The organism is Mycolicibacterium arseniciresistens, from assembly GCF_030519285.1.
Taxonomy (GTDB): Bacteria; Actinomycetota; Actinomycetes; order Mycobacteriales; family Mycobacteriaceae; genus Mycobacterium; species Mycobacterium arseniciresistens.
Window position 1 is genome coordinate 1 of the sequence record NZ_JAUMSQ010000088.1, and the last position, 8,268, is coordinate 8,268.

Sequence of the window (8,268 nt, forward strand, 5' to 3'; positions counted from 1 at the left end):
GGGATGCCCGGCCAGCGCCGCGTCGATCTCGGCCTCGGGCAGCTCGCCCAGCACCCGGTCGGCGCCGTCGAGCAGCGCGTCCACGTCGGGGTACGGCGCGCCTGCGGCCACCTGCTCCGCCCACACCGCGGAGGCGCAGACGCCGGTCAGCAGTCGTACGCGTTGTGGGCCGGGCAGACCGTTGAACTCGGCCAGCCCGGCGCTCGGCGGGGGTGCCACCGTTCCAGGATCGGCCAGGTTCACACTGTTCGCATGCCGAATGCCGCGGGTGTGGTGCTGGCCGCCGGAGCCGGCACCCGCTACGGGATGCCGAAAGTCACTGCCGCGCAGGGTGAATGGCTGCAGAAGGCCGTGACCGCGCTGGCTGAGGGCGGATGCGGCGACGTGGTGGTGGTGCTGGGTGCGGCGCTGGTGGAGGTGCCGCAGCCCGCGCGGGCCGTGATCGCCTCCGACTGGGCGGACGGCATGAGCGCGTCGGTGCGGGCGGGTATCGCGGCGATCGGGTCGGCGGATCTGGCGGTGCTGCACACCGTCGACACCCCCGACGTCGGCGCCGACGTGGTGCGGCGGGTGCTGTCCGCCGCACGTGGGTCGGGGTCGGGCCTGGCGCGCGCGGTGTACGACGGCCGACCCGGTCACCCCGTCGTGGTGCACCGCCGATACTGGCCGCAGCTGTTGCAGAGTCTCGTCGGCGATCGCGGAGCCGGCCCGTTCCTGCGCTCGCGCGCCGACGTGGTGACGGTGGAGTGCGTCGACCTGGCCACCGGCCGCGACATCGACGAGCGCTGACTAGCCACCCAGCGAGGCGGCGAAGCGTCGCACGGCGTCGGCCGCGCTGCTGGCCGCCTCGGCATGGCCCGGCCGGGCACGCTGCGAGACGGACCCGGTGCCCGGCGTCAGCGCGACCTCGGCGAGCAGTTCGCCGGTGGTGGGCTCGGCCACCGCCCACGTGTAGCGGACGTCGGCGGCCCAACCGGCCGCGGCGCGTGCGACGTAGTCCTGGTCGGTCTCGCCCAGTTCCGCCAGCGAGGGCCGGTCGTCGATGCGATCGTCGGCCCGCAGAGCGCGCAGATACCAACTGCCGGCGTTGATCTCGATCGGTTCCATCCGCGCACTGTAACGTTCGCGTCCGCTGCGTAGCATGAGCCGATGCCTTTCATCACGAGCAACGACGGTGTCGACATCCACTTCAAGGACTGGGGGTCGGGCCAGCCGATCGTGTTCAGTCACGGGTGGCCGCTCTCGTCTGACGACTGGGACACCCAGCTGCTGTTCTTCCTCGCGCAGGGCTACCGGGTCGTCGCCCACGACCGTCGCGGCCACGGCCGCTCGACGCAGACCGGCGACGGCCACGACATGGACCACTACGCCGACGACCTGAAGGCCGTCGTCGATCACCTCGACCTGCGCGACGCCGTGCACGTCGGTCATTCGACTGGTGGGGGAGAGGTGGCGCACTACCTGGCCCGCCACGGTGAGGACCGCGCGGCGAAGGCCGTGCTGATCAGCGCCGTCCCGCCGCTGATGGTGAAGACCGACGCCAACCCGGGCGGCCTGCCCAAGGACGTCTTCGACGGCCTGCAGGCCCAGCTCGCGGCCAACCGCTCGGAGTTCTACCGCGCGCTGCCGTCGGGTCCGTTCTACGGGTTCAACCGGGACGGGGTCGAGCCGAGTGAGGCGATCATCGCCAACTGGTGGCGGCAGGGGATGATGGGCGGCGCGAAGGCCCACTACGACGGGATCGTGGCGTTCTCGCAGACGGATTTCACCGAGGACCTGAAGAAAATCCAGCTGCCGGTGCTCGTGATGCACGGCGACGACGACCAGATCGTGCCGTACGAGAACTCCGGGCCGCGCTCAGCGGAACTGCTGGCCAACGCGACGCTGAAGACCTATGAGGGCTTCCCGCACGGCATGCCCACCACGCAGGCCGACACCATCAATGCCGACCTGCTGGAGTTCATCCGGTCCTGACGGCTACTCGGCGTCGGCGTCCTTGATCTCGGCGAGGACGGTGCCCTGCGTGACGGCGGCACCGGCCTCGACCGCGAGGCCGGTGATCGTGCCGTCCTTGTGCGCGGTGACCGGGTTCTCCATCTTCATGGCCTCGAGCACCACGACGAGGTCGCCGGCCGAGACCTGCTGACCCTCCTCGACGGCCACCTTCACCACGGTGCCCTGCATCGGCGCGGTGACGGAGTCGCCCGAGGCGGCAGCGCCACCGGCCGCGCCGCGCGTACGCGGCTTGGGCTTCGTCCTGACGACACCGCTGGCGCCGCCGACCGAGCCGCCGTTGCCCAGTGCGAGGTCGCCGGGCAGCGACACCTCCAGCCGTCGACCGCCGACCTCGACCACGACGGTCTGCCGCGGGATGGTGTCCTCTTCCTCGATCGGATCGCCGCCGGTGAAGGGCTCGACCTTGTTGTCCCACTCGGTCTCGATCCAGCGGGTGTGCACGGTGAAACCGTTCTCGTCGCCGATGAACGCGGGATCGGACACCACGGCGCGATGGAAGGGGATCACGGTGGCCAGACCTTCGACGGTGAACTCGTCGAGAGCGCGCCGCGACCGCTCCAGCGCCTCCTGGCGGGTTGCGCCGGTGACGATCAGCTTCGCCAGCATCGAGTCGAACTGGCCACCGATCACCGAGCCCGTCTCCACGCCGGAGTCCAGCCGGATGCCGGGGCCCTGCGGCGCCTCGAACTTGCTGACCGGGCCGGGGGCGGGCAGGAACCCGCGGCCGGCGTCCTCGCCGTTGATGCGGAACTCGATCGAGTGGCCGCGCGGCGTCGGATCCTCGGTGATGTCGAGCGCGTCGCCGTTGGCGATCCGGAACTGCTGGCGGACCAGGTCGATGCCCGAGGTCTCCTCGGTGACCGGGTGCTCGACCTGCAGGCGGGTGTTCACCTCGAGGAACGAGATGAGGCCGTCCTGGCCGACCAGGTACTCGACGGTGCCCGCGCCGTAGTAGCCGGCCTCTTTGCAGATGCGCTTGGCCGACTCGTGGATCTCCTTGCGCTGCGCGTCGGTGAGGAAGGGGGCGGGAGCCTCCTCGACGAGCTTCTGGAAGCGGCGCTGCAGCGAGCAATCCCTGGTGCCCGCGACGACGACGTTGCCGTGGGTGTCGGCGATGACCTGGGCCTCGACGTGGCGGGGCTTGTCCAGGTAGCGCTCGACGAAGCACTCGCCGCGGCCGAACGCCGAGACGGCCTCGCGCACCGCGGAGTCGTACAGCTCGGGGATCTCCTCGAGGGTGCGGGCCACCTTCATGCCGCGGCCGCCGCCGCCGAACGCCGCCTTGATCGCGACCGGCACGCCGTACTCCTTGGCGAACGCCACCACCTCGTCGGCGTCCTTGACCGGATCCGAGGTGCCCGGCACCAGCGGGGCCTGCGCGCGGGCGGCGATGTGGCGGGCGGTGACCTTGTCACCGAGGTCGCGGATGGACTGCGGGCTGGGGCCGATCCAGATCAGGCCGGCGTCCAGCACGGCCTGGGCGAAGTCGGCGTTCTCGCTGAGGAACCCGTAGCCGGGGTGGACGGCGTTGGCGCCGGACTTCTGCGCCGCGTCGAGCAGCTTCTCGAAGACCAGGTAGGACTCGGCCGAGGTCTGGCCGCCGAGGGCGAACGCCTCGTCGGCGAGCCGGACGTGCGGGGCGTCGGCGTCTGGTTCGGCGTAGACGGCCACGCTGGTCAGCCCGGAGTCCTTCGCCGCTCGGATCACCCGGACCGCGATCTCGCCGCGGTTGGCTACAAGCACCTTCGTGATCTTCGAGCTGGCGTGACTGGCCACTTCGCCTCCTGTTGGATCGCCTTGCGCTGGCGTCTCTAAGAACGTCTTTAAGAACTTATCCCGGGCAGTTTAAGCGCCGCACCTGAGGTCTCGGCGAGGCGGTGCCGGTTACTGGCAAGTAGGTTCAGGGGGGCGTCGCAATCCCGGTCTGTAGGCGTGCAATTCCGGTCGTTCACCGCGTGTACAAGCTGCGGATACCGGGGGGCGCAGCAAATATCGGAAGTGTGCTCTCGAGATGCCGGCGGCCGGGCGCCGCGGTACCTTTCCGGTGCAGAGACAACGGATTTGGTGCAGGGCGAAGGGGGAAGTCATGTGGAGGAAGCCGCTACAGATCATCGGTATCTCGTCGATGATTCTGATCGGTGCCAGTGGCGTCGCGATTCCGGTCGCCACAGCGGATGAGGCGGAGATGCCGGATCTGGTCGAGATGACCCTCGACGAGGCGCAGGCGGAGTTCGCCGAAGCCGCCGCCAACCCGGAGCTGGTCCTGGAGTCCTCGAACATCACAGGACCGAAGCAGGAGCAATTGGTTCCCATCTTCTGGAAGGTGTGTGAGCAGTCGCCTGACGCCGGTGAACCGATTGCCGAAGACGAATCCTACGAAGTGGGTGTGGTCAGGGCCGGCGAAGAGTGCTGAGCCGCACCTGACGCCTACCGCCGGTAGCTGCACCGACGGGTGACGGCGCGATTATGACGACTTACGAACAACCCGGATGGCCGGCCGCCCGTTGCTGTAATCTCTCTCCCGGGCGGGGCGAAGGGGGAGTTCATGCGGATCAAGCGGATACATCTGGTCACCATCAGCTCGGCGATTCTGGTTGCTGCAGGCGGTTTCGCTGCGCCGGTCGCAACGGCGCAGGAACCGCCGGAGATGCCGGATGTCGTCGACATGAGACTCGACGAGGCCCAGGACGAGGTCATCACAGCCTCCGGCAACCCGGATCTGGTCCTCAACACACAGAACATCAAGAGCGCGGACCAGCAGCAACTGGTCGAGAAGTTCTGGAAGGTGTGCTGGCAATCGCCCGAGGCGGGTGAGCCGATGTCGGAAGACGCGTGGTACGGGGTGGGTATCACCAGAGCCGGCGAAGAGTGCTACAGCTAGCTGAAGCACCGAACTGACGTCAGGCTCTCAGCCGCTTCTTGATGCGGGCCAGCATGGCCGACATGCCGCGCAGCCTCAGCGGGCTGATGAGTGCGGCCAGGCCGAGGTCAGAGTAGAAGTCGTCAGGCACGGCGAGAATCTCCTCGGCGGGCAGTTCGTCGAGTCCGGTGGCCAGGATCGAGGCGAAGCCGCGGGTCGTCGGCGCCTCGGCCGGCGCACTGAAGTACAGCCGGACGTGCTCCCGGTCGCTCGCGTCGACATGCAGGAACAACGGGGACTGGCACTCGGGCACCGGTTCCATCGCGGCCTGCTCGAGCCCGGCCGGTAGCGGCGGCAGGTCGTCGGCGAACTCCAGCAGGAGCCGCAGCTTGTCCTGCCCCTGCACCTCCGCGAAGTCGGAGACGACCTCGGCGAGGGCGGCCGGCATCCCGGCGGTCGACGTCACGGCGCCTCGCCGGGCTCTTCCCCGACGGCGACGGGCACGCGCACGGCGTTGCCCCACTCGGTCCACGAACCGTCGTAGTTCCGCACGCCCGGCAGTCCGAGCAGGTGAGTCAGTACGAACCACGTGTGGCTGGAGCGCTCACCGATGCGGCAGTACACGATGGTCTTGTCGTCCTGCTGGAGGAAGCCGTACAGGTCCTCGAGTTCGGCACGCTTGCGGAAGCGTCCGCTGTCGTCGGCGGCCTTGGCCCACGGGATCGACCTGGCGGTGGGGATGTGCCCGCCGCGCAGGGCGCCTTCCTCCGGGTAGTCGGGCATGTGGGTGCGTTCACCGGTGTACTCCGCCGGTGACCGGACATCGATCAGCGGCTGGGCGCCGAGGATGCCCAGCACGTCGTCCTTGAACGCCCGGATCGGCGCGTCGTCGCGTTCGACGACGGGATAACCGCTGGAGCGCCGGTTGGGGACGTCGAGCGTGGTGTCGCGGCCGTCGGAGACCCACAGGTCGCGGCCGCCGTCGAGGAGCCGGACGTCGGGGTGGCCGAACAGGGTGAACACCCACAGCGCGTAGGCCGCCCACCAATTGCTCTTGTCGCCGTAGATGACGACGGTGTCGTCGCGGGCGATCCCCTTGCGGTCCATCAGCTCGGCGAACTGCGCGCCGTCGATGTAGTCGCGCACGTTCGGATCGTTGAGATCGGTGTGCCAGTCGATCTTCACCGCGCCGGGGATGTGACCGGTGTCGTAGAGCAGCACATCCTCGTCGGACTCGACGATGGCAAGGCCGGGCCTGCCCAGATTGCTCGCCAGCCAGTCGGAGGTGACCAGGCGTTCGGGGTGGGCGTAGTCCTGTAGCGCGGGGCTGGGATCTGGTGGAAGCGGCACGTCAGCGAGCCTACCGCCGCACCGGTAATTGCTGCGCCGAGTGGCCCCCCGGCGACTTTACGATTTTCCGGTGGCACTCGGAATCCTCGTCCTGCTGATCGGGATACCGATCGGCGTGTGGCTGTTCCGCAACCCGGACAAGCTGTGGTGGGCCACCGAGTCGTGGAAATACAAGAACCCCGAGGCCAACGAACCCAGCGAGGCCGCCTACGGGATGTCCTCGCTGACCGGGGTCCTCGTCATCGTCGCATCGGTCGTCGTCGCGCTGCTCGCCTTCACCAGCGGCGGCTCGAACGACGACGACGCGCCATCGCGGCCGGCTACGACGACCACCAAGCGCACCCCGCCGACGCGGGCCGGCCTGACGTCACGCCCGCAGGATCGGGGGGCGCTGCCCATCGTCGGGTACCGGCTGGCCGAGCAGGGCGGCGCCACGATGCTCGACCTGTCCTACCTCGTGCCCGCGGGATCGGCGCCGGTGGCCGGCGGTTTCAACTTCTTCACCGAGCAGGGGTGTGAGGTCATGCGGCAGGTCCGCGGCATCGGCACCGACCGGATCACCGCCGATCTGCGCCTGGGCTGGACGCCGGGTCTGAAGGCCACACTCGCCGGCGAGTCGACGTGCCGCGTGACCGACGCCTGGTCGCCCGGCGTCGCGACCATCCGCGTCGGCACGATCAGGCCGGACGCGTCGATCGTCACCAACAGTGCCGTCGTCCGTCCGGACGGCACCGTGCTGGCGCCGGCCGCCGCCGGCAACCCTGTGCCGCACCTCCCCGGAGCGCAGTAGCCGTGGGTTTCGCGATCGTCGTGATGCTGATCGGCGTTCCGATCGGCCTCTTCATGCTGCTGCAGCCCAGGAAGATGTGGTGGCTGTTCGAGTCGTGGAAGTTCCGCAACCCGGAGGCCAACGAGCCCAGCGATGCCGCATACCTGATGACGGCGCTCGGCGGGCTGGGCGTGATCGCGGCCGTGGTGTTCGGCGGGATCATGTTCTGGTCGGCCGACAGCGACTACAAGAACCTGATCGCCCAGCAGGAGGCCGACAAGCAGGCCCGCGCGGACCGGCAGGCGGCGATCGACGCCTACGTCGCCCCGCCTCCGGAGAACCGTGGACCCCTGCCGGTCATCGGGTACACGGTGAGGCAGACGCCGCGGGGCGAGTTCTACGATCTCTACTACCTGGCGCCACGCGACACCTTCCCGGCCAGCGGCAAGTACATCGACGACAGGGACCTGTGGGACTGCTTGCACAGCGTCGGGGTCCGGAACACCGAAACGAATGCGCTGCAATTGAATCCGGGCTTGGCGTGGGCGCCGGAACGACCCCCTTCGGAGGGCGCGTACGACAAGTGCACCGCCGACCGGGTGGCCGAGCCCGGCTTCAGCATTGCGCGACAGTTCTTCAAGCGCCCGGATCCGGCGGCACCGATCGTCACCGACTCGGCGATCGTCGACGTCAAGGGCGAGATCCTCGCGCCGGCGAAGCCGGGGAACGTCGTGCCCCGGCTCGATGCGGAACCGAAGCGATGACCGCTACCAGAGTGCGGTGACGGGGATTCCGACGCGGTCGAGCAGCCGGCGGGTCAGCGGAAGGCTGAGACCGATCACGTTCGACGGGTCGCCCTCGATGCGATCGACGAACCACCCGCCGTACCCGTCGAGGGTGAACGCGCCTGCCACGCCCAGTGGTTCGCCGGTACCGACGTAGGCGTCCAGGTCGGCCTCGCTCGGTGTCGCGAAATGCACTGTTGTAGAACGCGATTCGACGGCCTTCTTGACTGTCGCACCGTCGCGGACGCGGAGCACGGCGTGGCCGGTGTGCAGCGCGCCGGCGCGGCCCGCCATCGCCTGCCACTGCAGGCGGGCGGCGTCGGCGGTGCCCGGCTTACCGTGCAGGCGTCCGTCGAGGCCGAGCATCGAATCGCATCCGATGACCACGCAGTCCGCCGCGACGTCCCCGGGAAGCCGGCCCACCACGTCGGCTGCCTTCGCGTCCGCGAGCGCGCACACCACCTCCGCCGGCGCGGCGGCCGGACCCA

General features: G+C 69.3%; 12 protein-coding genes. 6 read left to right on the forward strand and 6 right to left on the reverse strand.

The features are described 5' to 3' along the window. On the reverse strand, positions 1 to 219 hold a 219-nt coding region (locus Q2100_RS13800), incomplete at its 3' end, for a 2-oxo-4-hydroxy-4-carboxy-5-ureidoimidazoline decarboxylase (RefSeq protein ID WP_407667623.1). 33 nt (positions 220 to 252) lie between these two features. Here Q2100_RS13800 and Q2100_RS13805 point away from each other — a divergent pair. Beyond that, complete coding sequence (locus tag Q2100_RS13805) at positions 253 to 789, forward strand: nucleotidyltransferase family protein (protein ID WP_302914523.1); 537 nt, start codon at positions 253 to 255, stop codon at positions 787 to 789. On the opposite strand, the gene Q2100_RS13810 is transcribed toward Q2100_RS13805, so the two are convergent. After that, positions 790 to 1,107 (reverse strand): hypothetical protein, encoded by a 318-nt coding sequence (locus Q2100_RS13810; protein ID WP_302914524.1) that lies wholly within the window; start codon positions 1,105 to 1,107, stop codon positions 790 to 792. A 42-nt stretch (positions 1,108 to 1,149) separates the two neighbouring features. Here Q2100_RS13810 and Q2100_RS13815 point away from each other — a divergent pair, with 42 nt between their 5' ends. Then, positions 1,150 to 1,974 (forward strand): alpha/beta fold hydrolase, encoded by an 825-nt coding sequence (locus Q2100_RS13815; protein ID WP_264015997.1) that lies wholly within the window; start codon positions 1,150 to 1,152, stop codon positions 1,972 to 1,974. Positions 1,975 to 1,977: 3 nt separating this feature from the next. On the opposite strand, the gene Q2100_RS13820 is transcribed toward Q2100_RS13815, so the two are convergent. Next, on the reverse strand, positions 1,978 to 3,792 hold the full coding sequence (locus tag Q2100_RS13820) for an acetyl-CoA carboxylase biotin carboxylase subunit (protein ID WP_302914525.1): 1,815 nt from the start codon (positions 3,790 to 3,792) through the stop codon (positions 1,978 to 1,980). Positions 3,793 to 4,102: 310 nt separating this feature from the next. On the opposite strand from Q2100_RS13820, the gene Q2100_RS13825 reads away from it, so the two are divergent. Then, the gene (locus Q2100_RS13825; RefSeq protein WP_302914526.1) at positions 4,103 to 4,429 is read left to right on the forward strand and encodes a PASTA domain-containing protein; all 327 of its coding nucleotides are present in this window, start codon (positions 4,103 to 4,105) and stop codon (positions 4,427 to 4,429) included. A gap of 132 nt (positions 4,430 to 4,561) precedes the next feature. Then, entirely contained in the window at positions 4,562 to 4,897 is a 336-nt protein-coding gene (locus Q2100_RS13830) for a hypothetical protein (RefSeq protein WP_302914527.1), read from the forward strand. A 19-nt stretch (positions 4,898 to 4,916) separates the two neighbouring features. On the opposite strand, the gene Q2100_RS13835 is transcribed toward Q2100_RS13830, so the two are convergent. Next, entirely contained in the window at positions 4,917 to 5,324 is a 408-nt protein-coding gene (locus Q2100_RS13835) for a SufE family protein (RefSeq protein WP_276009883.1), read from the reverse strand. A gap of 14 nt (positions 5,325 to 5,338) precedes the next feature. Then, entirely contained in the window at positions 5,339 to 6,226 is an 888-nt protein-coding gene (locus Q2100_RS13840) for a sulfurtransferase (RefSeq protein ID WP_302914528.1), read from the reverse strand. A gap of 70 nt (positions 6,227 to 6,296) precedes the next feature. Here Q2100_RS13840 and Q2100_RS31855 point away from each other — a divergent pair, with 70 nt between their 5' ends. Both Q2100_RS31855 and Q2100_RS13850 read left to right on the forward strand, forming a co-directional pair. Beyond that, positions 6,297 to 7,016 (forward strand): DUF6199 family natural product biosynthesis protein, encoded by a 720-nt coding sequence (locus Q2100_RS31855; protein ID WP_302914529.1) that lies wholly within the window; start codon positions 6,297 to 6,299, stop codon positions 7,014 to 7,016. 2 nt (positions 7,017 to 7,018) lie between these two features. Next, positions 7,019 to 7,759 (forward strand): DUF6199 family natural product biosynthesis protein, encoded by a 741-nt coding sequence (locus tag Q2100_RS13850; RefSeq protein ID WP_302914530.1) that lies wholly within the window; start codon positions 7,019 to 7,021, stop codon positions 7,757 to 7,759. A 3-nt stretch (positions 7,760 to 7,762) separates the two neighbouring features. On the opposite strand, the gene Q2100_RS13855 is transcribed toward Q2100_RS13850, so the two are convergent. After that, a partial coding sequence (locus Q2100_RS13855) for a Maf family protein (RefSeq protein WP_302914531.1) occupies positions 7,763 to 8,268 on the reverse strand: 506 nt, incomplete at its 5' end.